General features: G+C 74.3%; 21 protein-coding genes. 9 read left to right on the top strand and 12 right to left on the bottom strand.

The genetic code is table 11. The features are described from left to right. Positions 1–3 precede the first annotated feature (3 nt). The 3 genes from ACIQ8B_RS00385 (at position 4) to ACIQ8B_RS00395 (ending at position 2909) form a co-directional block, all read left to right on the top strand. Positions 4–903, top strand: a complete 900-nt coding sequence (locus ACIQ8B_RS00385; protein WP_290007181.1) for a hypothetical protein — start codon at positions 4–6, stop codon at positions 901–903. 168 nt (positions 904–1071) lie between these two features. Further along, positions 1072–1998, top strand: coding sequence for a rhomboid family intramembrane serine protease (locus ACIQ8B_RS00390; protein ID WP_403544143.1), 927 nt, complete (start codon positions 1072–1074; stop codon positions 1996–1998). Beyond that, positions 1995–2909, top strand: a complete 915-nt coding sequence (locus tag ACIQ8B_RS00395; protein ID WP_290007177.1) for a chitosanase — start codon at positions 1995–1997, stop codon at positions 2907–2909. The genes ACIQ8B_RS00390 and ACIQ8B_RS00395 overlap by 4 nt, the downstream gene beginning before the upstream one ends. 94 nt (positions 2910–3003) lie before the next feature. On the opposite strand, the gene ACIQ8B_RS00400 is transcribed toward ACIQ8B_RS00395, so the two are convergent. The 3 genes from ACIQ8B_RS00400 to ACIQ8B_RS00410 form a co-directional block, all read right to left on the bottom strand. Then, positions 3004–4467 (bottom strand): glutamate synthase subunit beta, encoded by a 1464-nt coding sequence (locus tag ACIQ8B_RS00400; protein WP_403544146.1) that lies wholly within the window; start codon positions 4465–4467, stop codon positions 3004–3006. After that, a complete protein-coding gene (gltB, locus tag ACIQ8B_RS00405; RefSeq protein ID WP_403544148.1) occupies positions 4460–9058 on the bottom strand; it encodes a glutamate synthase large subunit in 4599 nt (1532 codons plus the stop codon). Before gltB ends, ACIQ8B_RS00400 begins: the two co-directional genes overlap by 8 nt. Before the next feature lie 365 nt (positions 9059–9423). After that, positions 9424–10155 carry a VIT1/CCC1 transporter family protein gene (locus tag ACIQ8B_RS00410; RefSeq protein WP_403544150.1) on the bottom strand — a complete coding sequence of 244 codons (732 nt, stop codon included), beginning with the start codon at positions 10153–10155 and terminating at the stop codon, positions 9424–9426. A gap of 305 nt (positions 10156–10460) precedes the next feature. Here ACIQ8B_RS00410 and ACIQ8B_RS00415 point away from each other — a divergent pair, with 305 nt between their 5' ends. The 6 genes from ACIQ8B_RS00415 to ACIQ8B_RS00440 are packed head-to-tail and all read left to right on the top strand — an operon-like array spanning position 10461 to position 17285. After that, positions 10461–11465, top strand: coding sequence for an ADP-ribosylglycohydrolase family protein (locus ACIQ8B_RS00415; RefSeq protein WP_403544152.1), 1005 nt, complete (start codon positions 10461–10463; stop codon positions 11463–11465). Then, positions 11462–12688, top strand: coding sequence for an ADP-ribosylglycohydrolase family protein (locus ACIQ8B_RS00420; protein WP_290007170.1), 1227 nt, complete (start codon positions 11462–11464; stop codon positions 12686–12688). Before ACIQ8B_RS00415 ends, ACIQ8B_RS00420 begins: the two co-directional genes overlap by 4 nt. A gap of 7 nt (positions 12689–12695) precedes the next feature. Further along, entirely contained in the window at positions 12696–13877 is a 1182-nt protein-coding gene (locus tag ACIQ8B_RS00425; RefSeq protein WP_403544154.1) for an ADP-ribosylglycohydrolase family protein, read from the top strand. Further along, on the top strand, positions 13865–15241 hold the full coding sequence (locus tag ACIQ8B_RS00430; RefSeq protein WP_403544156.1) for an ADP-ribosylglycohydrolase family protein: 1377 nt from the start codon (positions 13865–13867) through the stop codon (positions 15239–15241). The genes ACIQ8B_RS00425 and ACIQ8B_RS00430 overlap by 13 nt, the downstream gene beginning before the upstream one ends. Continuing rightward, positions 15238–16458, top strand: a complete 1221-nt coding sequence (locus ACIQ8B_RS00435) for a CaiB/BaiF CoA transferase family protein (RefSeq protein ID WP_403544158.1) — start codon at positions 15238–15240, stop codon at positions 16456–16458. The genes ACIQ8B_RS00430 and ACIQ8B_RS00435 overlap by 4 nt, the downstream gene beginning before the upstream one ends. Beyond that, complete coding sequence (locus ACIQ8B_RS00440; protein WP_290007164.1) at positions 16455–17285, top strand: CoA ester lyase; 831 nt, start codon at positions 16455–16457, stop codon at positions 17283–17285. The genes ACIQ8B_RS00435 and ACIQ8B_RS00440 overlap by 4 nt, the downstream gene beginning before the upstream one ends. Before the next feature lie 67 nt (positions 17286–17352). On the opposite strand, the gene lgt is transcribed toward ACIQ8B_RS00440, so the two are convergent. From lgt to ACIQ8B_RS00485, 9 genes are all read right to left on the bottom strand, one after another. Beyond that, complete coding sequence (lgt, locus tag ACIQ8B_RS00445) at positions 17353–18327, bottom strand: prolipoprotein diacylglyceryl transferase (RefSeq protein WP_290007162.1); 975 nt, start codon at positions 18325–18327, stop codon at positions 17353–17355. Positions 18328–18414: 87 nt separating this feature from the next. Continuing rightward, complete coding sequence (locus ACIQ8B_RS00450; protein WP_403544161.1) at positions 18415–19191, bottom strand: DsbA family protein; 777 nt, start codon at positions 19189–19191, stop codon at positions 18415–18417. A 92-nt stretch (positions 19192–19283) separates the two neighbouring features. Next, positions 19284–20099 carry a tryptophan synthase subunit alpha gene (gene trpA, locus ACIQ8B_RS00455; protein ID WP_290007158.1) on the bottom strand — a complete coding sequence of 272 codons (816 nt, stop codon included), beginning with the start codon at positions 20097–20099 and terminating at the stop codon, positions 19284–19286. After that, on the bottom strand, positions 20096–21379 hold the full coding sequence (trpB, locus tag ACIQ8B_RS00460; RefSeq protein WP_290007157.1) for a tryptophan synthase subunit beta: 1284 nt from the start codon (positions 21377–21379) through the stop codon (positions 20096–20098). The genes trpA and trpB overlap by 4 nt, the downstream gene beginning before the upstream one ends. Before the next feature lie 131 nt (positions 21380–21510). Continuing rightward, entirely contained in the window at positions 21511–21654 is a 144-nt protein-coding gene (gene trpM, locus ACIQ8B_RS00465) for a tryptophan biosynthesis modulator TrpM (RefSeq protein WP_391662597.1), read from the bottom strand. A 22-nt stretch (positions 21655–21676) separates the two neighbouring features. Next, positions 21677–22483: an indole-3-glycerol phosphate synthase TrpC gene (gene trpC, locus ACIQ8B_RS00470; protein WP_106414678.1), complete on the bottom strand. Its 807-nt coding sequence runs from the start codon at positions 22481–22483 to the stop codon at positions 21677–21679. 119 nt (positions 22484–22602) lie between these two features. Further along, a complete protein-coding gene (locus ACIQ8B_RS00475) occupies positions 22603–23037 on the bottom strand; it encodes a DUF2752 domain-containing protein (RefSeq protein ID WP_198602582.1) in 435 nt (144 codons plus the stop codon). Positions 23038–23113: 76 nt separating this feature from the next. After that, positions 23114–23365: an HGxxPAAW family protein gene (locus ACIQ8B_RS00480; protein WP_403544165.1), complete on the bottom strand. Its 252-nt coding sequence runs from the start codon at positions 23363–23365 to the stop codon at positions 23114–23116. 109 nt (positions 23366–23474) lie between these two features. Next, entirely contained in the window at positions 23475–24116 is a 642-nt protein-coding gene (locus ACIQ8B_RS00485; RefSeq protein WP_403544167.1) for a TIGR02234 family membrane protein, read from the bottom strand. Positions 24117–24154 lie beyond the last annotated feature (38 nt).

The raw sequence follows: 24154 nt of genomic DNA on the forward strand, positions 1-24154 counted from the left end.
GACGTGGCGAACGGCGGACCGGTGGAGCACGGTTACCCGCATCTGCGGACGGTGCGGGAGTCCGTCACGGCGCTGTACCGGCGTCTGTCGTACGACACGGTCCGCACCTTCTCGGTGAGCGTGGCGCCGGCCGACGTGGCGTTCTGCGACACGGACGACCTGCATCTGGGGGCGCAGCGGGTGGCGCGCGAGATGGTGGCGCACTACCGGCTGCCGGACGCGCGGCTGATCGTCGGGTTCCGTGAGATGACGCATGCGGCGAACGTCGAACTGGCGGCGGGTCCGGAGTACTTCGTCGAGCTGAACGACCGGTTCCGCACGCATCGGCGGGACATCGGGGCGGCGCTGGCGCACGAGGTGGCGCACGTGTACCTGCACCGGCTCGGGCTGTCGTTCCCGTCGACGCGGGAGAACGAGATCCTCACGGACACCACGGCGGCGTACCTCGGGGCGGGGTGGCTGCTGCTGGACGCGTTCCGGGAGGACGGGGCGTCGTCGCAGAAGCTCGGGTACCTCACGCCGGAGGAGTTCGGGTACGTGCTGGCGAAGCGGGCGCTGCTGTTCGGCGAGGACCCGTCGGTGTGGTTCACCAGCCCCCAGGCGTACACGGCGTACCGCGAGGGGCTGGCGCTGGCGCGGCGGGACGCGGAGCAGCCGCCGTTGCGCTCGGCGGGGTGGGCCGGGCGGCGCCGGTACGCGCGGGACCGGCGGCACGCGCTGGGGGACGCGGAGGCGCCGGGCGCGGGGCGGGAGACGGCGTACCGGTTCTCGGCGGAGGGTCACGGTCCGCTGCGGGTGTCGTTCCCGTGTCCCACCTGCCACCAGCGGATCCGGGTGCCGGTGGCCGGGCGGGTGCGGGCGCGGTGCGGTCTGTGCCGGTCCGTGCTGGAGTGCGACACCTAGTGGTCCGGAGCCCGCGTCCCGCCCGCGACGACCGCCACGAGCACGGCATTTCACCCCCGGCGTTCGCCCGCCCCTCGGCTGTTCGCTATTTTGTTCGCCGCTGTCGTCGTGTGCGCCGCCGTCCCCCCGCCGGCCGTTTCCGTCCCGACCCCGCCGAGGAGCCGGCCTGTGGAGCCCGAGTCCACCGTCACCACCTGCTACCGCCCTCCGCGGGTGGAGTGCCGGGTGCGCTGCGTCCGCTGCGAGCGGTGCATCTGTCCCGACTGCATGCGCGAGGCGGCCGTGGGCCACCAGTGTCCCGACTGCGTGCGGGAGGGCGCCCGGTCGGTGCGGCAGGCGCGCACTCTGGTGGGCGGCCGGGTCTCGGTGGTGCCCGTGGTGACGTACGCGCTGATCGCCGTGAACGCGCTGGTGTACCTGGCGGAGGTGGTCCGGCCGGAGGTCGTGGACCGGTTCGCGATGGTGGGCGCGGGGCTGCTCGGCCCGGACGGCGGCCACTACGTGTGGACGCGGCCGTATCCCGCGGACATCACCCCGGAGGGCGTCGCGGGCGGCGAGTGGTACCGGCTGCTGACCGGCGCGTTCCTGCATCTGCCGCCCGCGGAGGGGACGTTCGGCGTCCTCCACGTGCTGATGAACATGGCGGTGCTGGGGAGCCTGGGCCGGGTGGTCGAGCCGATGCTGGGCCGGGTCCACTACCTCGCGCTGTATCTGCTGTCGGCGCTGGGCGGTTCGGTGCTGGTGCTGCTGATCGCGCCCTCGGACCCCACGGTCGGCGCGTCCGGCGCGCTGTTCGGGGTCGGGGCCGCCTTCTACGTGGTGTCCCGGCGGGTGGGCGCCGGCCTGCGCGGGGTGAACCGCTTCATGGCCGGGCTGCTGCTGTGGCTGGTGGTCTCCGCGGTGTTCACCTCGTGGCAGGGTCACCTGGGCGGGCTGCTCACGGGCGGGCTGGCGGCGCTCGCGTTCGCCTGGGCGCCGCGCGACGGGCGCCGCGTCCCGGTGCAGGCCGGCGCGTGCGCGGGGCTGGTGGTGCTGCTCGCCGTCCTGGCGGCGGCGAAGGTGTCGGAACTGACAGGTGGAGGGATCCCCCAGTGAAACGTGCCGGTGTGCTCTTCCTCGCGGGCGTCCCCGTGGTCGCCACGGCGGTGTACTTCGTCCTGCCGTCGGGGGCCGCCGACGCGCCGGCCGCCCCGTCCTCGGTCAGCGCGCAGTCCTCCCGTGACGACGTCAAGGACCGGGCCGAGCAGGACCACGGGCAGCGGCGGGACAAGGACGACGAGATCATCGCCTCCCTGCCGCCGGGGCTGGCCGCCCCCGACAAGAAGGAGCTGGCCCACCGGCTGGTGGCGAGCGCCGAGCACTCCACCACGGACTGGCGCTCCACCTACGGGGTCATCGAGGACGAGGGCGACGACTGCGGCTACACCGCGGGCATCGTCGGCTTCTGCACCGGCACCCACGATCTGCTCACCCTGGTGGAGCACTACACCGAGAGCCGTCCCGGCAACGGTCTCGCGCGTTACCTGCCGGCCCTGCGGAAGGTCGACGGCACCGACTCGCTCGAGGGGCTGGACCCCGGCTTCACCGAGGCGTGGAAGGCGGAGGCGGAGCTGCCGGAGTTCCGCGCGGCGCAGGAGGCGGAGCGCGACCGGGTCTACTTCGATCCGGCGGTCCGCCTCGCCAAGCTGGACGGCCTGGGCACCCTGGGCCAGTTCGTGTACTTCGACGCGATGGTCTTCCACGGCACCGGCACCGACGAGAACGGCTTCTACGCCCTGCGCGAGCGCGTCCTGGAGCGGGCGAAGACGCCCGCCGCGGGCGGGTCGGAGAAGACGTACCTGGACGCCTTCCTCGACGTCCGGCGCGCCGCCATGCTCGCCCGCTACCCGGACCGCGACACCTCCCGCGTCGACACGGCCCAGCGCCGCTTCCTCCAGGCCGGGAACCTGGACCTGGACACCCCGCTCACCTGGGAGATGTACGGGACCTCCTACACCCTGCGCTGACCATGTCGCGGCGCCTGCCCAGGGGTCCGGTCGGGGACTGGCGGGCAGGCGCCGCGGTGTTCCGCACGCCTTTGTGCGGGACGTGTTCGGGGTGTCAGACCGCCAGGGCGCGGTCCGTCGGGCGGATCGGGGCGGGCAGCTCGCTCGCCCCGGTCAGGTACCGGTCGCAGCCGCGGGCGGCCGACCGGCCCTCGGCGATCGCCCACACGATGAGCGACTGGCCGCGGCCGGCGTCGCCGGCGACGAACACACCCGGCACGTTGGTCTGGAAGTCGGCGTCGCGGGCGATGTTACCGCGCTCGTCGAGGTCCAGGCCGAACTGCTCGACCAGGCCGTTCTCCCGGTCGGTGCCGGTGAAGCCCATGGCGAGGGTGACCAGCTGGGCCGGGATCCTCCGTTCGGTGCCGGGCTTCCGGTCCAGCTTGCCGTCCACGAACTCGACCTCGACCAGGTGCAGCCACTGGACGTTGCCGTCCTCGTCGCCCTCGAAGTGGGTGGTGGAGACGGAGTAGATCCGCTCGCCGCCCTCCTCGTGGGCGCTGGTGACCTTGTAGAGCATGGGGAAGGTCGGCCAGGGCTGGGAGAGGGGGTCCCGCTCGTCGTTCGGGCGGGGCATGATCTCCAGCTGGGTGACCGAGGCGGCGCCCTGGCGGTGGGCGGTGCCCACGCAGTCGGCGCCGGTGTCGCCGCCGCCGATCACGACGACGTGCTTGCCCTCGGCGGTGATCGGCGGGGAGACGTAGTCGCCCTCCTGCACCTTGTTCGCCAGCGGCAGGTACTCCATGGCCTGGTGGATGCCCTTGAGCTCGCGGCCCGGCACCGGCAGGTCGCGCGCGGTGGTCGCGCCGACGGCGAGGACCACGGCGTCGTACCGCTTGCGCAGCGCGGTCGCCGGCATGTCGCGGCCGATCTCGATGCCGGTGCGGAACTTGGTGCCCTCCGCGCGCATCTGCTCGATCCGGCGGTTGATGTGCCGCTTCTCCATCTTGAACTCGGGGATGCCGTACCGCAGGAGGCCTCCGATGCGGTCCGCGCGCTCGTAGACGGCGACGGTGTGGCCGGCCCGGGTCAGCTGCTGGGCGGCGGCCAGGCCCGCGGGGCCGGAGCCGACGACCGCGACGGTCTTGCCGGACAGGCGCTCGGGGATCCGCGGCGCGACGTCGCCGGACTCCCACGCCTTGTCGATGATCGAGACCTCGACGTTCTTGATGGTGACCGGCGGCTGGTTGATGCCGAGCACGCACGCCGACTCGCACGGGGCGGGGCACAGCCGCCCGGTGAACTCGGGGAAGTTGTTCGTGGCGTGCAGCCGGTCGCTCGCCGCGCCCCAGTCCTCGCGGTAGGCGTAGTCGTTCCACTCGGGGATGAGGTTGCCGAGCGGACAGCCGTTGTGGCAGAACGGGATGCCGCAGTCCATGCAGCGGCTGGCCTGCTTGCTGATGATCGGCAGCAGGGAGCCGGGGACGTAGACCTCGTTCCAGTCCTTCGTGCGCTCCTCGGCCGGACGGGACGCGGCGACCTCGCGGCCGTGGTTCAGAAAGCCCTTCGGGTCAGCCATTGATCGCCGCCTCCATCATCTTCTCGTGGGTCTCGGTCTCCGACAGACCGGCTCGCTCGGCGGCGTCCTTGGCGGCGAGCACTGCCTTGTACGTGCTGGGGATGATCTTGCTGAAGCGTCGCACGGCGGTGTCCCAGTCGGCGAGCAGCTTCTCGGCGACGGTGGAGCCCGTCTCGTCCCGGTGGCGGCGGACCACGTCGTGCAGCCACTGCTTGTCGGCGTCGTCCAGCGCCTCGACGGCGTCCAGGTTGCCGGCGTTCACGTTGTCCCGGTCGAGGTCGATGACGTAGGCGACGCCGCCGGACATGCCGGCCGCGAAGTTGCGTCCGGTCTCGCCGAGGACGACCGCGCGACCGCCGGTCATGTACTCGCAGCCGTGGTCGCCCACGCCCTCGGAGACGACCAGCGCGCCGGAGTTGCGGACGCAGAACCGCTCGCCGACCTTGCCGCGCAGGAACATCTCGCCGCCGGTGGCGCCGTAGGCGAGGGTGTTGCCCGCGATGACGCTGTACTCGGCGAGGTGGTCGGCGCCGCGGTCCGGCCGGACGACGATCCGGCCGCCGGAGAGGCCCTTGCCGACGTAGTCGTTGGCGTCACCCTCCAGGCGCAGCGTGACACCGCGCGGGACGAAGGCGCCGAACGACTGGCCGGCGGAGCCGGTGAAGGTGATGTCGATGGTGTCGTCGGGCAGGCCCGCGCCGCCGAACTTCCGGGTCACCTCGTGGCCGAGCATGGTGCCGACCGTGCGGTTGATGTTGCGGATGGCGACCTGGGCGCGCACCGGCGCCGCGTCCTCGGCCCCGGAGGCGGAGAGCGCGTCGGCGGCGAGCCTGATCAGCTCGTTGTCGAGCGCCTTCTCCAGACCGTGGTCCTGGGCGATCACCTGGTGGCGGGCGGCGCCCTCGGGCAGCTCGGGCACGTGGAACAGCGGCTCGAGCTCCAGGCCCTGCGCCTTCCAGTGGTTGACCGCGCGGGTCACGTCGAGCACCTCGGCGTGGCCGACGGCCTCCTCGACGGAGCGGAAGCCCAGCTCGGCCAGCAGCTCGCGGACCTCCTGCGCGATGAACCGGAAGAAGTTCACCACGTACTCGGCCTTGCCGGAGTAGCGGTCGCGCAGCACCGGGTTCTGGGTGGCGATGCCGACCGGGCAGGTGTCCAGGTGGCAGACGCGCATCATGACGCAGCCGGAGACCACCAGCGGGGCGGTGGCGAAGCCGAACTCCTCGGCGCCGAGCAGGGCGGCGACGACGACGTCGCGGCCGGTCTTGAGCTGGCCGTCGGTCTGCACGACGATGCGGTCGCGCAGGCCGTTGAGCAGCAGCGTCTGCTGGGTCTCGGCGAGGCCCAGCTCCCAGGGGCCGCCGGCGTGCTTCAGCGACGTCAGCGGGGAGGCGCCGGTGCCGCCGTCGTGGCCGGAGATCAGCACGACGTCCGCGTGGGCCTTGGAGACGCCCGCGGCGACGGTGCCGACGCCGACCTCGGAGACCAGCTTGACGTGAACGCGCGCCCGGGGGTTGGCGTTCTTCAGGTCGTGGATCAGCTGGGCGAGGTCCTCGATGGAGTAGATGTCGTGGTGCGGCGGCGGGGAGATGAGTCCCACGCCCGGCGTGGAGTGGCGGGTCTTCGCCACCCACGGGTAGACCTTGTGGCCGGGGAGCTGGCCGCCCTCGCCGGGCTTGGCGCCCTGGGCCATCTTGATCTGGATGTCGTCGGCGTTGACCAGGTACTCGCTGGTCACGCCGAAGCGGCCGGAGGCGACCTGCTTGATGGAGGAGCGGCGGGCCGGGTCGTACAGCCGCTCCGGGTCCTCGCCGCCCTCACCGGTGTTGGACTTGCCGCCCAGCTGGTTCATGGCGATGGCGAGGGTCTCGTGCGCCTCCTGGGAGATGGAGCCGTACGACATGGCGCCGGTGGAGAAGCGCTTGACGATCTCGGAGACCGGCTCGACCTCCTCGACGGGGACCGGCTTCCGGTCCGGCTTGAAGCCGAACAGGCCGCGCAGCGTCATCAGCCGCTCGGACTGCTCGTTCACCCGCTCGGTGTACTTCTTGAAGATGTCGTAGCGGCCGGAGCGTGTGGAGTGCTGGAGGCGGAAGACCGTCTCCGGGTCGAACAGGTGCGGCTCGCCCTCGCGGCGCCACTGGTACTCGCCGCCGATGTCCAGGGCGCGGTGCGCCGGGGCGATGCCGGAGGCGGGGTACGCCTTGGCGTGGCGGGCGGCGACCTCCTTGGCGATCACGTCGATGCCGACGCCGCCGATCTTGCTGGTGGTGCCGTTGAAGTACTTCTCCACGAAGGCCTCTTGGAGACCGACGGCCTCGAAGACCTGGGCGCCGCGGTAGGAGGCGACCGTGGAGATGCCCATCTTGGACATCACCTTCAGAACGCCCTTGCCGAGGGCGTGGATGAGGTTGCGGATGGCCTGCTCGGGCTCGATGCCCGGCAGGAAGGTGCCCGCGCGGACCAGGTCCTCGACGGACTCCATGGCCAGGTACGGGTTGACCGCGGCGGCGCCGTAGCCGATGAGCAGCGCGACGTGGTGGACCTCGCGGACGTCGCCGGCCTCGACCAGCAGGCCCACCTGGGTGCGCTGCTTGGTGCGGATGAGGTGGTGGTGGACGGCCGCGGTGAGCAGCAGCGACGGGATCGGCGCGTGCTCGGCGTCGGAGTGCCGGTCGGACAGGACGATCAGCCGGGCGCCGTTCTCGATGGCGGCGTCGGCCTCGGCGCAGACGTCCTCGATGCGGGCGGCGAGGGCCTCGCCGCCGCCCGCCACCCGGTACAGGCCGGAGAGCGTCGCGGCCTTGAAGCCGGGCATGTCGCCGTCGGCGTTGATGTGGATGAGCTTGGCCAGCTCGTCGTTGTCGATCACCGGGAAGGGCAGGGTGACGCTGCGGCACGCGGCGGCCGTGGGCTCCAGCAGGTTGCCCTGGGGGCCCAGGGAGGAACGCAGGGAGGTGACCAGCTCCTCGCGGATCGCGTCCAGCGGCGGGTTGGTGACCTGCGCGAAGAGCTGGGTGAAGTAGTCGAACAGCAGCCGCGGGCGCTCGCTGAGCGCGGCGATCGGCGAGTCGGTGCCCATCGAACCGATCGGCTCGGCGCCGGACTTGGCCATCGGGGCGAGGAGGACGCGCAGTTCCTCCTCGGTGTAGCCGAAAGTCTGCTGGCGGCGGGTGACCGAGGCGTGGGTGTGCACGATGTGCTCGCGCTCGGGCAGGTCGGACAGCTCGATCTCGCCGGCCTCGAGCCACTCCGCGTAGGGATGTTCGGCGGCGAGGGCGGCCTTGATCTCGTCGTCCTCGATGATGCGGTGCTCGGCGGTGTCCACGAGGAACATGCGGCCGGGCTGGAGGCGGCCCTTGCGGACCACCCTGGCCGGGTCGATGTCGAGCACGCCGACCTCGGAGCCGAGGACGACCAGGCCGTCGTCGGTGACCCAGTAACGGCCGGGGCGCAGGCCGTTGCGGTCGAGCACGGCGCCGACCTGGGTGCCGTCGGTGAAGGTGACGCAGGCCGGGCCGTCCCAGGGCTCCATCATCGTGGCGTGGTACTGGTAGAAGGCGCGCCGGGCCGGGTCCATGGAGCCGTGGTTCTCCCACGCCTCCGGGATCATCATCAGCACCGAGTGCGGCAGCGAGCGCCCGCCGAGGTGCAGCAGCTCCAGCACCTCGTCGAAGGACGCCGAGTCGGAGGCGTCGGGGGTGCAGACCGGGAAGATCCGCTCGAGGTCCTTCTCCGTGCCGAACAGGTCCGACATCAGCTGGGACTCGCGGGCGCGCATCCAGTTGCGGTTGCCCTTGACGGTGTTGATCTCACCGTTGTGCGCGACGAAGCGGTACGGGTGCGCGAGCGGCCACGACGGGAAGGTGTTGGTGGAGAACCGGGAGTGGACCAGCGCGATCGCGGAGCCGAAGCGGCGGTCGGACAGGTCCGGGAAGAAGGGCTCGAGCTGGCCGGTGGTGAGCATGCCCTTGTAGACGAGGGTCCGCGCGGACAGCGACGGGAAGTAGACGCCCGCCTCGCGCTCGGCGCGCTTGCGCAGCACGAACGCCTTGCGGTCCAGGTCGATGCCCTGGCTCCGCCCGTCGGTGACGAAGAGCTGGCGGAAGACCGGCATGGTCGAGCGGGCGGTGGCGCCGAGCAGCTGGGGCGCGACCGGCACCTCGCGCCAGCCGAGCACGGTGAGCTCCTCGGCGGCGGCGATCTCCTCGATGCGGGCGACGGCCTCGTCGGCGCCGTCCTCGGGGAGGAAGGCGATGCCGACGGCGTAACCGCCCGCCCCGGGCAGCTCGAATCCGGTCACCTCGCGGAAGAAGGCGTCCGGGATCTGGGAGAGGATGCCCGCGCCGTCGCCGGAGTCCGGCTCGGAGCCGGTGGCGCCGCGGTGCTCGAGGTTGCGCAGCACGGTGAGGGCCTGCTCGACCAGCGTGTGGGACGCCTCGCCGGTGAGGGTGGCGACGAAGCCGACGCCGCAGGCGTCGTGCTCGTCGCGGGGGTCGTACATACCCTGCGCGGCAGGGCGGGCATCCATGAACGACCAGCTCGTGCGGTCCTTCGAGGAATGCTGGGACGGCTGGCGCGGCGTACGCATCGGCTCTCCCGTCGTCGTCTGGCATGTGGGTGTGCCGAGGGACGACGCTGGCCCTCTGCGTGGAGCGAAATTTCGTGCAGGTTACATGATGGGTCGACTCTCGGACACCGGGATGTTCCGTTCCATCATGCGGACATCGACCCGGTCGCGACGGGATGGCGCGTCTGTCGACGAAAGGTGCGGGGGACCGCGAGGGGCAGATCGGTGCCCGTCGGTCAGATGGCGGGAAGGGGCCTCTTCGCCCCTCCGCCGGGCACGCCGTCGGCCTCGTTGCCTGCAGCGCTTACGGCTCATGCCCATCGGTCACACGGCCGAAACCAGTGAGTAATGATTGTTTATGCGATGCTCCGCATGGACGCAAGAGGTCATCCCACGGCGGTGCCGAAAAGTGACCCGAGGGCGTACGTCACGCCGGCCGCCGCGCCGCCGAGGGCGAGCTGCCGCAGGCCGCTGTACCACCAGGAGCGCGCCGTGACCTTCGCCACCACGGCCCCGCACAGGAACAGTCCGAGCAGCGCGACCAGCACGGCCGGCCACAGGCTGCTCGCGCCGAGCAGGTACGGCAGCACCGGCAGCAGCGCGCCCAGCGCGAAGGAACCGAAGCTGGAGACGGCGGCGACGGCCGGGGAGGGCAGGTCGCCGGGGTCGACGCCCAGCTCCTCGCGGGCGTGTATCTCCAGCGCCTGCTCGGGGTCGCGGGAGAGCTGCCGGGCCACCTCGCGCGCCAGGCCGGGCTCGACCCCGCGGGCCTGGTAGAGGGCGGCCAGCTCGGCCTCCTCGTCCTCGGGGTGCTTGCGCAGCTCCCGGCGCTCGACGTCCAGCTCGGCCTCGACCAGCTCGCGCTGGGAGGCGACGGAGGTGTACTCGCCGGCCGCCATGGAGAAGGCGCCGGCGGCCAGTCCGGCGAGGCCGCTGAGGACGACGGTCTGCTGGCTGGCGGATCCGCCGGCGACGCCGGTCATCAGGGCGAGGTTGGAGACCAGTCCGTCCATGGCGCCGAACACCGCGGGGCGCAGCCATCCGCCGTTCACGTCGCGGTGGGTGTGGTTGTCGCGGTGCGCCTCGTGGAGCGTCGCCTCGGTCTCGATGACGGCCATGCCGGGTCCCCCTGGACTTCCTCGGGCGCCCTCGTCCGGGCGCCGGCTCGCACGTGATGCGGACTCTGTTTTGGACTGGTTCTAACTTTTGACGTCACCCAGTCTACGCCTCGGCGGACCCCCCTGCCAGCAAGGAAAGGCTGGGCTAACCAGCGGTTTTGTCCTCCGCCCCCGCCCGCGCGAACGGCCCTGCGGATGTCGTCCGGGTGACGCTCCGGCGCGCGAGGCTGCGGCGGACACGGCACCGGGGACAGTTCCGCAAAGGGCCCGCGCCCCGCGGGGCGCGCCTGAGAGGAAGGCCGCGTATGGCATCGACCGCCCGCATCCCCTCGGCGCCCGCGCCCGGGGACGCCCCGGGGCTCCGCGAACGGGCCCGCGGCGCGCTGCTCGGCCTGGCCGTCGGCGACGCGCTGGGCGCCCCCGCCGAGAACATGAAGCCCTCCGAGATCCGCGCGAAGTGGGGGCGCATCACGGGCTACGTGAGCGATCCCCCGGCCGGCACGGACGACACCGAGTACGCGATCTTCTCCGGTCTGCTGGCCGCCCGGCACGGCTCCGCGCTCACCCCCGCGCACGTGGAGGCGGCCTGGCACGAGTGGATCGCGGACCGCGCCGAGGGCCCCTTCCGCGGCGCCGGCTTCAGCGAGCGCGGCACGCTGGAGAACCTGCGCCGGGGGCTGGCCGCGCCCATCTCCGCCCAGCACCGGCACGCCTGGAGCGACGGCCTGGCGATGCGGGCGGCGCCGTACGGCGTCCACGCGGCCGGGCGTCCCGACGAGGCGGCCCGGCTCGCGGCGGTCGACGGCTCGGTCAGCCACGACGGGGAGGGCATCTACGGCGGGCAGGCGGTGGCGGCCGGCGTCGCGGCGGCCATGGCGGGGGCGCCGGTGGTCACGGTCGTGGCCTCGGCGCTGGCGGTGGTGCCGGACGACTCCTGGACCGCCCGCTCGCTGCGCCGCGCGGTGACCGCCGCCCACCGCGGCGAGCGCGCGGTCCGCGCCGCGGTGGTGATCGGCGGCTACCCCTGGACCGACCTCGCCCCGGAGGCGGTGGCCCTGGCCTTCGGCGCGTACGCGGCGGCCGACGGCGACTTCGCCCACGCGGTGCTGACCGCCGTGAACATGGGCCGCGACGCCGACACCACGGCGGCGGTGGCGGGCGCGCTGGCGGGGGCGACCCAGGGCGTCGCCGCCGTCCCCGAGCACTGGGCCGCGGCCATCGCCCCGGCCCGCGGCACCTGCCTGCCCGCCATGGCGGGCCACCACGTCCTCGACATCGCGGACCTGCTGACCCCGGAGACCCCCACATGACCTCCACCACCCCCGCCCCGACCACCGACGACACGCTCGCCCCCGGACCCGGCCGGGACGACGCGGCCCCCGCGCCGCGGACACCCGCCGCGCCCGCTCCCCGCCCGTCCCGCGCGGCCGTCGAGGGCCTGCTCCTCGGACTCGCCGCCGGGGACGCGGCCGGCTGGCCCGCCGCCCGGCACCGCGCCGCCCGCATGCCCGAGTGGACCCGGCGCCTCACCCGCGAGCTGGACACCTTCGCCGAGCAGAACGCCACCACCACGCTCCCCGTCCCCATCGCCCTGAACCAGCCCCCCGAGCCGCTCCGGCTCGGCCCCTCCGACGACGCCGAGTGGGCCGCGTTCGCCGCCGAGGCGGTGCTGCGCGCGGGCGACGACACCGTGCTCGGCGAGCTGAGCCGGGAGCGCCGCACCCGCGCCGCCATCGACCTCACCTGGAACGCGGTCGCGGCCGAGGTCGCCGCGGCCACCGAGCGGGCCCCCGAGACCGAGTCCGCCGTGCTGCCGCTGCGCGCCCGCATCTCCGTGCGCGCCGGCCTCGGCAACCTCGCCACCGGGCTGCGCCCGCCCGCCTCCGGTCACGACAACCCGCACTACTTCGACGACGCGGCCTGCGTCCGGGCCTGCGTGCTGGCCGTGGCCCACCCGGGCGACCCCCGCGCCGCCGCCGACCTCGCCGAGTTCGACGCCCGCTACACCCAGGACGGCGACGGCGTGCACGGCGCCCGCGCCATGGCCGCCGCCGTGTCCCTCGCCCTGTCCGGGGCGGATCCGGACGCCTGCGCGGCCGCCGCCTGCGCCGAGCTGCCCGAGGACACCGAGATCGGCCGCAACGCCCGGCACGCCCTGGCGCTCGCGGCGGACGCCGGCAGCGCCTTCGCCCTGGTGCCGCCGCTGGAGCACCAGATCGTCGACCACGTCTACAGCTACGGCGTCGCCGCCGCCGAGACCGTCCCCGTCGCCCTCGCCCTGACCACCGCCGCCCGCGGCCGGATCGCGGAGGCGGTCCCGGCGGCGGCCTGTCTGTCCCGGGTGGCGGACTCCGCCCCGGCGCTGGCCGGCGCCCTCACCGGCGCGCTGGGCGGGAGCGCCGCGATCCCCGCGTCCTGGCGGGAGAGCTGCCGCACCCTGTCCGGCTGCGTGCTCCCCCGGCTCACCGGGACGGACCTGGTGGAACTCGCCGGGCTGCTGGAAGCCGCCCGACCGACCGCACCCGGAGGATGATCCCGGCATGACACACGAGTCCACCGAAAGCACGGAAAGCACACCGTCCCTGGAGGAACGGATCACCGGGGCGCTGGTGGGGGCGGCCGTCGGCGACGCCCTCGGCGGCCCGGTCGAGGGGTACTCCCCCGAGCAGATCGCCGAGCGCCACGGCGGCCGCGTCCGCGGCGTCGTGGGTCCCTGGCACGGCGACGACTGGCGCACCGCCCGGCCGGTCGCGCCGTACCACAAGGGCGACGGGCACGTCACCGACGACACCCTGATGACCCACGCGCTGGTCCGGGTGTACGCGCGGGTCCGTGACCACCTGGACGCCTACGCGATCGCCGAGCACCTGGTCCCGGACCTGATGACGAACCCGCGCTGGATCCCGGAGCTGGAGGCGGAGGCGATCCCGCTGCACCGGATCTTCCTCGCGGAGAAGTGGCTGGTGGCGCGCCTGCACTACGGGCACGTCGACCCGCGCGAGGCGGGCGTGGGCAACATCGTCAACTGCGGTGCCGCGATGTACATGGCCCCGGTCGGCCTGGTCAACGCCGCCCACCCGGCCGCCGCCTACGCCGAGGCCCTGGATGTCGCGGGCGCCCACCAGTCGTCGTACGGCAGGGAGGCCGCCGGGGTGTTCGCGGCGGCCGTGGCGGCGGCCTGCGCGCCGGGCGCGACCCCGGAGTCGGTCGTCGCCGCGTGTCTGTCCCTGGCCAAGGACGGCACCCGGGAGGCGATCGGGAAGGTCTGCGCGGAGGCGTCCCGGCACACCGACGCCGAGTCGGCGCTGCGTCCGCTGCGCGAGGCGGTCGCCCCGTACGACACCGTGGGTCCCGACTACCGCTCCCCGTCGCTGGGCGCCCGGCGCCCCTCCCGGCTGCACGCGATCGAGGAGCTGCCCGTCGCGCTCGGCATGGTGCTGGTGGCCCGCGGCGACTTCCGGCACGCGGTGCTGGGCGCGGTCAACTACGGCCGCGACTGCGACTCCATCGCCACGATGGCCGGGGCGGTGGCCGGCGCGCTCGGCTCCCCGGTGCCCGAGGAGTGGGCCAAGACCGTGGCGGAGGCCAGCCGGCTCGACCTGTGGGAGCCGGCCGCCACGCTCACCGCGGTGACCCGCGAGGTCTTCGCCCGGGACGTGGAGCGCCGCCGCGCCCACGAGCGGGCGTTCGCGCGGCTGGGAGGCGCCGGATGCTCCGGCTGACCTGGGTCCAGCCGGAGGACCTCGTCGGGCACGAGCTGCGCCAGGCCGCGCTGGACGGCCGGGAGGCGTCGGCGGTCGCCGCCCGCTGGCACGCGGCGGGCGGTCCCCCGGCCCCGCTCACCGCCGGCGCCTCCCCCTGCCCGGCCTCCCGCTCCCTGCGCCTGCTGGCCGGCGACCTGCTGGACGAACTGGCCGAGCTGCCCAGCGCCCTCGCCGACGACGAGCCCTCCGACTTCGCCGCGATCCGGGCGCTGTGCCCCGAGTGGCCCGTCTCCCCCGGCGCCCCGGCGGCCTGGGAGGGGCCGGTGTTCGAGGCGCGGCTGGAGGCGGCCTGGCTCGGCCGGGCGGCCGGCTGCCTGCTGGGCAAGCCGGTGGAGAAGCTGCCCCTGACCGCCATCCGCGACCTCGCCCGCGCCGCCGGCAACTGGCCGCTGAACGGCTGGTTCACCGCCCGGGGCGTCCCCGCCGGGCTGCTGGACCGGCATCCCTGGAACCGGCGCTCGGCGGCCACCTCGCTCGCCGAGAACATCGACGGCATGCCCGAGGACGACGACCTGAACTACCCGCTGCTCGCCCTGCTGGTGCTGCGCCGCCACGGCCGCCGCTTCACCACCGGCGACGTGGCCCGCGTCTGGCTCGACGAGCTGCCCGCCGGCCGCACCTTCACCGCCGAGCGCGTCGCCTACCGCAACCTCCTCTGCGGGCTCGAGCCGCCGCTGACCGCCCGCCACCACAACCCGTTCCGCGAGTGGATCGGCGCCCTGATCCGCGCCGACGCGCACGGCTGGACCAACCCCGGCGACCCGGGCGCCGCGGCCGAGCAGGCGTACCGGGACGCCGCCCTCACCCACACCGCCAACGGCGTCCACGCGGCCATGTTCACCGCCGCCGTCATCGCCGCCGCGGCCGGCGGCGAGCGTGACGTGCACACCTGTCTGCGCACCGGGCTCACCGTCGTCCCGCCCCGCTCCCGGCTCGCGCGGGCCGTCCGCGACGCCGTGCGGCTGGCCCGTGAGCACGGCGACTTCGACACCGTGGCCGACCTGCTGCACGAGACGCACGGCGCCGCCCACCACTGGGTGCACGCCGTCCCCAACACCGCCCTGCTGGCCGCCGCGCTCACCCACGCCGACGGGGACTTCACCGCCTCGATCTGCCGCGCGGTGTCCGGCGGCTGGGACACCGACTCGGTCGGCGCCGCCGCCGGCAGCGTCGCCGGGCTGCTCGCCGGCTCGCCCCGCGCGCTCCCCGAGCGCTGGACGGCCCCGCTGAAGAACCGCCTGGCCACCTCCGTCGGCGACTTCGACGGCGCCGGCTTCGACTCCCTGGCCCGTCTCACCCACCTGGAGGCGTCCCGCCCATGACACCCCCCGACCCGGCCACCGCCGCCCCCACCGCTCCCCCGCTGACCGGCCTGCGCGTCCTGGACCTCGCCACCCTCTTCGCCGGCCCCCTCGCGGCCACCCTGCTCGGCGACTTCGGCGCCGACGTCGTCAAGGTCGAGCACCCGAGGCGCCCCGACCCCTCACGCGGCCACGGGCCGTCCAGGGACGGCGTCGGCCTGTGGTGGAAGGTCCTCGGCCGCAACAAGCGCACCGTCACCCTCGACCTGTCCACGCCGGGCGGCCGGGCCACCCTGCTGCGCCTGGCGGCCACCGCCGACGTGGTCGTGGAGAACTTCCGCCCCGGCACCCTGGAGAAGTGGGACCTGGGCTGGCCCGAGCTGTCCGCGGTCAACCCCCGGCTGGTGCTGGCGCGGGTCACCGGCTTCGGCCAGTTCGGCCCGTACGCGCACCGGCCGGGGTTCGGCACCCTCGCCGAGGCGATGAGCGGCTTCGCCGCGCTCACCGGCGAACCGGACGCGCCGCCGACCCTGCCGCCGTTCGGCCTCGCGGACTCCGTCGCGGGCCTCACCACGGCGTACGCGATCATGACCGCGCTCGCGGCCCGCGACCGCACGGGCCAGGGGCAGGTGGTGGACACGGCGCTGATCGAGCCGATCCTGGCCGTCCTCGGCCCCCACCCCACCTGGTACGACCAGCTCGGACACGTCCAGCCGCGCACCGGCAACCGGTCGCAGAACAACGCCCCGCGCGGCACCTACCTCACCGCCGACGGCACCTGGGTCGCCGTCTCCACCTCGGCCCAGTCGATCGCCGAGCGGGTGATGGTGCTCGTGGGGCGTCCCGACCTGATCGACGCACCCTGGTTCGCCACCGGCGAGGGCCGGGCCCGGCACGCGGACGTGCTGGACGAGGCGGTCGGCGGCTGGATCGCCCGGCACACCCGCGCCGACGTGCTGGCCGCGTTCGAGAAGGCGGAGGCGGCCGTCGCCCCGGTCCAGGACGTACGGGACGTCATGGCGGACCCGCAGTACCAGGCGCTCGGCACGATCACCACGGTCGACGACCCGGAGCTGGGCCCGCTGCGCATGCAGAACGTGCTGTTCCGGCTCTCCGCCACCCCGGGGGCGGTCCGCTGGGCGGGCCGCCCGCACGGCGCGGACACCGAGGAGGTGCTGACCGAGCTGGGCCTCACCCCGGCCGACCTGGCGGAGCTGCGGGCGGAGGGCGCGCTGTGAAGGGCCCCCCGCTGACCTGGCTGTACGCCCCCGGCGACCGCCCCGACGTGGTGGCGAAGGCGCTGGTCTCCGGGGCGGACGTGGTGGTGGTCGACCTGGAGGACGCGGTCGCGCCGGACCGGAAGACGTACGCCCGCGCGGCCACCGCCGAGCTGCTGCGCGACCCGCAGCCGGTGCCGGTGCACGTCCGCGTCAACGCCCTCACCGGCCCCTGGGGACAGGCCGACCTGGCGGCGCTGGCCCCGGCGCCGGGCCTGTCGGGGCTGCGGCTGCCGAAGGTGTCCTCCCCGTCCGACGTGGTGCGGGCGGCGCGCGGGGCCGTCTCCGCGCGCGGCGGTCCCCCGCCCCTGTACGCGCTGCTGGAGACCGCCCTCGGCATCGAGCACGCCCACGCCGTGGCCACCGCGCACCCGGCGCTGCGCGGCATCACGCTGGGCGAGGCGGACCTGCGGGCCGACCTGGGGGTGCGCGAGGACGCCGGGCTCGACTGGTGCCGGGCCCGGGTGGTGGTCGCGGCGCGCGCGGCGGGGCTGGCCCCGCCCGCCCAGTCCGTGCACCCCGACATCCGTGACCTGGAGGGTCTGGAGGCGTCCTGCGTCCGCGGGCGCGCCCTGGGCTTCCTGGGCAGGGCGGCGATCCATCCGCGCCAGCTCCCGGTCATCGAGCGGGCCTACCTGCCCACGGAGCGGGAGGTCGAGCAGGCGGAGACGGTCCTCAAGGCGGCGGCCGCCACCCAGGGCGCGCAGGCCCTGCCCGACGGCACGTTCGTGGACGCGGCGGTGGTGACGGCGGCGCACCGGACACTGGCGCTGGCGCACAAGCGGTGAGCCGGCCGGCAGCGGCGAGGGCGCCCGGGGTGTCCCCGGGCGCCCTCGGCACGCGTACGGCGGGCGGTCAGCCCTTCCTGGCCGGCCCGGCCCCGTCCCCGGACTTCTCGGACTCCTCGGAGTCGCCGGTGTCCGTGGTGTCGTCCGCCTTCGCGTCCTCGTCGGGGGCGTCCGCCTTCCCGGTCGCGTCGCCGTCGGCCTTCTTCTCCCCGTCCGCGGGTCCGTCGGCGCCGGGCTCGACCACGGCCTCCCGGCCCGGGCGCTTCCGCGCGGACAGCACGATGTACAGCACCGCCAGCAGGAAGACCAGGATCGCCGTCCAGTTGTTCAGCCGCAGGCCGAGGATGTGGTGCGCCTCGTCGACGCGCATGTACTCGATCCAGAACCGGCCCGCGCAGTACCCGGCTACGTACAGGGCGAAGGCGCGGCCGTGGCCGAGCGTGAAGCGCCGGTCGGCCCAGATCACCAGCAGCGCCACGCCGATGCACCACAGCGACTCGTAGAGGAACGTCGGGTGGTAGGTGCCCGGCATCCGGCCGTCGGAGGAGGAGGTGATCTCCACCGCCCACGGCAGGTCGGTGGCCTTCCCGTACAGCTCCTGGTTGAACCAGTTGCCCCAGCGGCCGATGGCCTGCGCGAGGGCGATGCCGGGGGCGATGGCGTCGGCGTAGGCGGGCAGCGGGATGCCGCGGCGGCGGCAGCCGATCCACGCGCCGAGCGCGCCCAGGGCGATGGCGCCCCAGATGCCGAGGCCGCCCTCCCAGATCTTGAAGGCGTCCACCCAGTCACGGCCCTCGCTGAAGTACAGCTGGTAGTCCGTGATCACGTGGTAGAGCCGGCCGCCGACCAGACCGAACGGCACGGCCCAGACGGCGATGTCCGCGACCGTGCCGGCCCGCCCGCCCCGGGCGATCCAGCGCTTGTTGCCGAGCCAGACGGCAACGAAGACGCCGATGATGATGCAGAACGCGTAGCCGCGCAGCGGGACGGGGCCGAGGTACAGCACCCCGCTCGACGGGCTGGGAATGTAGGCAAGTTCCATGGCAGGACCGACGCTACCGTGCCGGGCCGCCCGCACGGCAGGCAGCCCGGCTACGGCTCCATAACAGGCCCTCGGGGACCGCGCCCCCTAGGACTTGCCGGCCTCCTCGACCATCTGCTTGAGCTTCTCGGGCGTCATGGAACGGTCCTGGTAGATGTTCTCGCCCTCGAACAGCACCGTCGGGGTGCCGCTGAAGCCGCCCTTCTGGAAGGCCTCGTTGGACTTGACCACCCAGCTGTCGTGCGTGCCGTCCTCGACGCAGGCGCGGAACTCGGGGGTGTCGAGCCCGTCGACCTTGCCCGCCAGGTCGAGCAGCTTGGCGTCGTCGGAGAAGGCGTCGTCGGTCTCCGCCGGCTGGTTGTCGAACAGCACGTCGTGGTACGCGGCGAACTTCCCCGCGTCCTGGGCGCACGCGGCGGCGTTGGCCGCGTTCAGCGAGCCGCTGCCGCCGAGGCCGCCGTCGATCAGCGTGACCAGGTGGTACTCGACCTTCAGCCGGCCGGCCTCGGTCAGCTCGTTCAGCGTCGAGCGGTAGGTCTGCTCGAAGGACTTGCAGGCGGGGCAGCGGAAGTCCTCCCACACCGTGAGGGTGGCCCTGGCGTCCTCCTCGCCGACCGGGACGGCCAGGCCGTCCTCGCCCTGGGCCCCCGACGGCGCCACGACCGGGCCGGACGCCTTGCTCTCGTCGTCCCCGCCCGCGTTGGCCGCGACGACGCCGATCACCGCCGCGAGCCCCAGGACGCAGACCACGCTCGCACCCACGATCAGGGTGCGGCGCCGCTTCTCCGCCGCCTTCTGCTTCTCACGCTCGACCGCCAGCCGCTCCCGGGCGGTGCGCTTTCCCTCACGGTTCTTCTCGCTCACACCCCGCAGAACGAACCGGGGAGGCGCCCAGCGCCTCCCCGGTCCCAGGTCCACCCGTACGAGGGACCCCGACGGCCTGCCGGCCGGTGAGGTCACACCTGCCCGCGCACTCCCTGGGCCAGGTCCCCGGCGAGGGCGCGGACCGCCTCGACGCCCGCCGCGTCGTCGGGCGCGTCCAGCATCCGCTTGACGAAGGCGGAGCCGACGATCACCCCGTCGGCGAACCGGGCGACCTCCGCGGCCTGCGCGGGGGTGGAGACGCCGAGTCCGACGCACACGGGGGTGCCGGTGGTGGCGCGGGTGCGCCGCACCAGGTCCTCGGCCTGCGAGCTGACCGACTCACGGGTGCCGGTGACGCCCATGAGGGAGGCGGCGTAGACGAAACCGCTGCCGGCCGCGGTGATCTCGGCGAGCCGCTCGTCCTTGCTGCTGGGCGCGACCACGAAGACCGTGGCGAGCCCGTGCTTCTCGGCGTGCTCCCGCCACAGCGCGGACTCCTGGACCGGCAGGTCGGGCAGGATGCACCCGGCGCCCCCGGCCTCCGCCAGCTCGGCGGTGAACCGCTCCACGCCGTAGCGGTCGACGGGGTTCCAGTACGTCATGACGAGGATCGGCGCGCCCGTGGCCGCGTGGGCCTCGCGCACCGTGCGCATCACGTCGGCGATGCGCACTCCGCCGCGCAGGGCGATGTCGTCGGCGGTCTGGATGACCGGGCCGTCCAGGACGGGGTCGCTGTGCGGCAGCCCCACCTCGACGACGTCGGCGCCGCCCTCCAGGGCCGCCTTGACCGCCTCGATGCCGCCGTCCACGGTCGGGAACCCGGCGGGGAGGTAGGCGATGAGGGCGGCGCGGCCCTCCGCCTTCGCCGCGGCGAGGGTGTCGCTCAGCAGCCGCACGTTCCCGCTCACTTGGCGTCCCCCTCGATCTCGGCGGTGCCGGAGGCGTTCTCGTCGACCTCGGCGTCCGTGTCGTACAGCCCGAAGTAGCGGGCCGCGGTGTCCATGTCCTTGTCGCCGCGTCCGGAGAGGTTGACGACGATCAGCCCGTCCTCGCCCAGTTCCCTGCCGACCTCCAGGGCGCCGGCCAGGGCGTGCGCGGACTCGATGGCCGGGATGATCCCCTCGGTGCGCGACAGCAGGCGCAGGGCCTGCATGGCGGCGTCGTCGGTGACCGCGCGGTACTCGCCGCGGCCGCTGTCCTTGAGGTGGGCGTGCTCGGGACCGATGCCCGGGTAGTCCAGGCCGGCGGAGATCGAGTACGGCTCGGTGATCTGGCCCTCGTCGTCCTGGAGGACGTAGGAGCGGGAGCCGTGCAGGATACCGGGCTCGCCCGCGGTGAGGGTGGCGGCGTGCTCGCCGGTCTCGATGCCGTGTCCGGCGGGCTCGCAGCCGATCAGGCGGACGCTCTCGTCGGGGAGGAACGCGTGGAACAGGCCGATGGCGTTGGAGCCGCCGCCGACGCAGGCGACCGCGGCGTCGGGCAGGCGTCCGGCGCGCTCCAGCAGCTGGCGGCGGGCCTCGACGCCGATGACGCGGTGGAAGTCGCGGACCATCGCCGGGAAGGGGTGCGGTCCGGCGACGGTGCCGAACAGGTAGTGGGTGCGGTCGACGTTGGCGACCCAGTCGCGGAACGCCTCGTTGATGGCGTCCTTGAGCGTGCGGCTGCCGGACCTCACGGCGACGACCTCGGCGCCGAGCATGCGCATCCGGGCCACGTTGAGGGCCTGGCGCTGCGTGTCGATCTCGCCCATGTAGATCGTGCACTCGAGGCCGAACAGGGCGCAGGCGGTGGCGGTGGCCACGCCGTGCTGTCCGGCGCCGGTCTCGGCGATGACGCGGGTCTTGCCCATGCGCTTGGTGAGCAGGGCCTGGCCGAGCACGTTGTTGATCTTGTGCGAGCCGGTGTGGTTCAGGTCCTCGCGCTTGAGGAAGATCCGGGCTCCGCCGGCGTGCTCGGCGAAACGGGGGACCTCGGTGAGGGCGCTGGGGCGGCCGGTGTAGTGGGCCAGGAGGTCGTCGAGTTCCCGGGCGAACTCGGGGTCGGCCTTGGCCTTGTCGTACGCGACGGCGACCTCGTCGACCGCCGCGACGAGGGCCTCGGGGATGAACTTGCCGCCGAAGGCGCCGAAGTAGCCCTCCGGGGAGGGGACCTGGCCCTCCGGGTCGGGGATGAAGAAGGTGCTGGGCATGCGTGTACCTCACGGTGAGTGTGTTCTGGGCACGTGTCGCCGTGGGGCGTGGGGTGGGCCGGCCACTGCGGGCCGTGCGTGGTCGCTCGCGCCGGCGTGGCGGAGCCGCATGTCGGTGGAGCCCCGCGCCCCTAAGGGGCGCGCCGCCATCGCCGCCCGTTCACCTGGCCCGGTTCGTCGCCGATGACGTAGCGGACCCTGCGGCCGTGCACCCGGCGGGCGGGGGCACGGCAGCCGCGGGGCCGGCAGCCACGTGCGAGTCGGGGAAGCGTCATCGGGGGTCGGCCTGACGGGGTCTCAGCGGCCGTGGCGCAGGGCCGGGTGCTCGCCCGCGGCGACCAGGTCGGCGACCGCCGTCTTCGGGTCCTTGCCGGTCACCAGGGACTCGCCGACCAGGACGGCGTCGGCCCCGGCGTTGGCGTAGGCGATCAGGTCGTGCGGGCCGCGCACGCCGGACTCGGCGACCCGCACGAGGTGGGCCGGGATCTCGGGGGCCACCCGCTCGAAGGTGCCGCGGTCGACCTCGAGGGTCTTGAGGTTGCGCGCGTTGACGCCGATGACCTTGGCGCCGGCGTCGACCGCCCGCTCCACCTCGTCCTCGTCGTGCACCTCGACCAGCGGGGTGAGGCCGATGGACTCGGCGCGCTCGATCAGCGACTCCAGGGCGGACTGCTCCAGGGCGGCCACGATCAGCAGCGCCAGGTCGGCGCCGTACGCGCGGGCCTCCCAGAGCTGGTACGACGTGACGATGAAGTCCTTGCGGAGCACGGGGATGTCCACCCGGGCGCGGACGGCCTCCAGGTCGGCCAGCGAACCGCCGAAGCGGCGCTGCTCGGTGAGGACGGAGATGACGGAGGCGCCGCCCGCCTCGTAGTCGGCGGCGAGTGCCGCCGGGTCGGCGATCGCGGCCAGCGCGCCCTTGGAGGGACTGGAGCGCTTCACCTCGCAGATCACCTTGACGCCGTCACCGCGCAGGGCGGCCACGCCGTCCTTGGCGGCGGGGGCCTTGGCCGCGCGCTCCTTGAGCTCGTCGAGGCTGACGCGCGCCTGCCGCTCCGCCAGGTCGGCACGGACTCCGTCGATGATCTCGTCGAGCACACTCACGCGAGCGGCCCCCTTCCTGACGGTCGGGCTTGGCTGGTCCCTGCGATGGTATCCGGAGCTGGTCGAATGGCCCGCATCCGGTCGAGGCGACGTCCAGCACCTGGACGATCATCACTCGTTCACGGGTGCAGCCAGCCGCCGAACGGCGTGTTCCGGATCACCGTGAAGGCGAGCAGCAGCCCGCCCACCGTCCACAGCACCGCGGGCGGCGGGTCGAGGCGGAAGGGCCGGCCGCGCGCCGCGCGGACCGCCCAGACGGTCCACAGCACGGCGAAGGCCGCGTAGCCGAGGACGGCGGGGGCGTTGGCCTGGAGGGCGGCCGGCAGGTCGCCGTGGGCGACGGCGTGGGCGCTGCGCAGCCCGCCGCAGCCGGGACAGTACAGGCCGGTGAGGCCCAGCAGCGGGCAGACCGGGTAGTGACCGGGCTCGTTGGGGTCGACGGCGGCGACGTAGGCGAAGGCCGCGGTCACGGCGGCGAGCAGGCCGGCGGGGGCGGCCAGCCGGGCCGCCCGGCCGGGGACCGCGTGAGGGCTCGGGGCGTTCACGGGAGGCATTGTCCCCCGGACGCGCCGCGGGGGCGGCTCCGGCTCACGGCCGGATGCCGCCCCCGTGCGGAGTGGTCCGCGGGGCTCAGCCCTGGGCGCCGGCCGGCCGGCGGTCGCCGGTGGTCTCGTGCACCGGGTGGTTGCTCTTCGGCTGGCCCAGCCCCATCGAGCGCATGACGGCGCCGACCACGCCGCCGAGGAGGACGACGCCCATGCCGGCCCAGAAGCCCACGGGCTGGTTCATCACCATGAACGCGCCCGCGGCGCAGAAACCGATGAAGGCGATGATGACACCGGTCCAGGCGGCCGGGGTGTGACCGTGGCTGCTGCCCGCCATTGCTTGCTCCTCGTTGCCGTGTGCGTGGGTGAGCGGGACGCTCGTCCCCATTGTCCCGCACACGCCGGGCCGCCGTGCGCCGGGGTCGGCCGTGGGCGGGACGGCCGGCTCAGGCGCCGGTGGGGTCCTCGCCCCGGTCGAGGGCCTTCCAGAGCTCCTCGGGGCGGTCCGGGTCGGCGGGGGCGGCCGCCCGGCGCGGGCGGGGGGCCCCGTTGCGTTCGTAGCGGCCGGACATGGCGGGCCACAGGCGCCCGTACCGCAGCGCGAGCAGTCCGGCGACCAGCAGCAGCAGTCCGCCGACGGCGGCCACGTACGGCCAGGCGGTGTGGGAGAGGGCGCCGACGGTCGCGGACGCGTCGCCGGACACCCGCGCGGCCTTCTCGTCGAGGGCGGTGGAGTCGGACGCCCCGAGCAGCGCGGCGACGACGGTGCCGGCCCCGGAGAGGGCGAGCACCGCGGCGACGGCGAGGCGGCCGGCCCGGCGCACGGCGAAGACGGCGACCAGGGCGGCGAGCCCGACGACGGCCAGCGCGGCGGGCACGCCGGTCACGTCGCTGCCCTTGGCGGTCAGCGGGAACGCGCCGCCGGCCACCGTCGCGGTGCCCTCCGACCACTGCTGCCGGGTGGCGAGCAGGGCCACGGCCGCGCCGAGGGCGCCGCTCAGCAGGGCGGCGGCGAGGCTCGTGCGGCCGGTCCGGGAGGGGCCGGCGGGCTCGGAACGGGGGCTGGATACGGCAGTCACGTCCTCCACTATCGCGCGGATCCCGGGGGTCACGGCATCCGGGGGGC

The sequence above is a fragment of the Streptomyces sp. NPDC096105 genome (genome assembly GCF_044763335.1).
Classification (GTDB): Bacteria; Actinomycetota; Actinomycetes; order Streptomycetales; family Streptomycetaceae; genus Streptomyces.

Coding starts and splice junctions, on each gene's coding strand:
- ACIQ8B_RS00480 (WP_403544165.1), bottom strand. CDS start 23,365: ATGGCGGGCAGCAGCCACGGTCACACCCCGGCCGCCTGGACCGGTGTC.
- lgt (WP_290007162.1), bottom strand. CDS start 18,327: ATGGAACTTGCCTACATTCCCAGCCCGTCGAGCGGGGTGCTGTACCTC.
- ACIQ8B_RS00400 (WP_403544146.1), bottom strand. CDS start 4,467: ATGGCTGACCCGAAGGGCTTTCTGAACCACGGCCGCGAGGTCGCCGCG.
- ACIQ8B_RS00475 (WP_198602582.1), bottom strand. CDS start 23,037: ATGCCTCCCGTGAACGCCCCGAGCCCTCACGCGGTCCCCGGCCGGGCG.
- ACIQ8B_RS00415 (WP_403544152.1), top strand. CDS start 10,461: ATGGCATCGACCGCCCGCATCCCCTCGGCGCCCGCGCCCGGGGACGCC.
- ACIQ8B_RS00435 (WP_403544158.1), top strand. CDS start 15,238: ATGACACCCCCCGACCCGGCCACCGCCGCCCCCACCGCTCCCCCGCTG.
- trpM (WP_391662597.1), bottom strand. CDS start 21,654: ATGACGCTTCCCCGACTCGCACGTGGCTGCCGGCCCCGCGGCTGCCGT.
- ACIQ8B_RS00410 (WP_403544150.1), bottom strand. CDS start 10,155: ATGGCCGTCATCGAGACCGAGGCGACGCTCCACGAGGCGCACCGCGAC.
- ACIQ8B_RS00430 (WP_403544156.1), top strand. CDS start 13,865: ATGCTCCGGCTGACCTGGGTCCAGCCGGAGGACCTCGTCGGGCACGAG.
- ACIQ8B_RS00420 (WP_290007170.1), top strand. CDS start 11,462: ATGACCTCCACCACCCCCGCCCCGACCACCGACGACACGCTCGCCCCC.
- trpB (WP_290007157.1), bottom strand. CDS start 21,379: ATGCCCAGCACCTTCTTCATCCCCGACCCGGAGGGCCAGGTCCCCTCC.
- gltB (WP_403544148.1), bottom strand. CDS start 9,058: ATGCGTACGCCGCGCCAGCCGTCCCAGCATTCCTCGAAGGACCGCACG.
- ACIQ8B_RS00425 (WP_403544154.1), top strand. CDS start 12,696: ATGACACACGAGTCCACCGAAAGCACGGAAAGCACACCGTCCCTGGAG.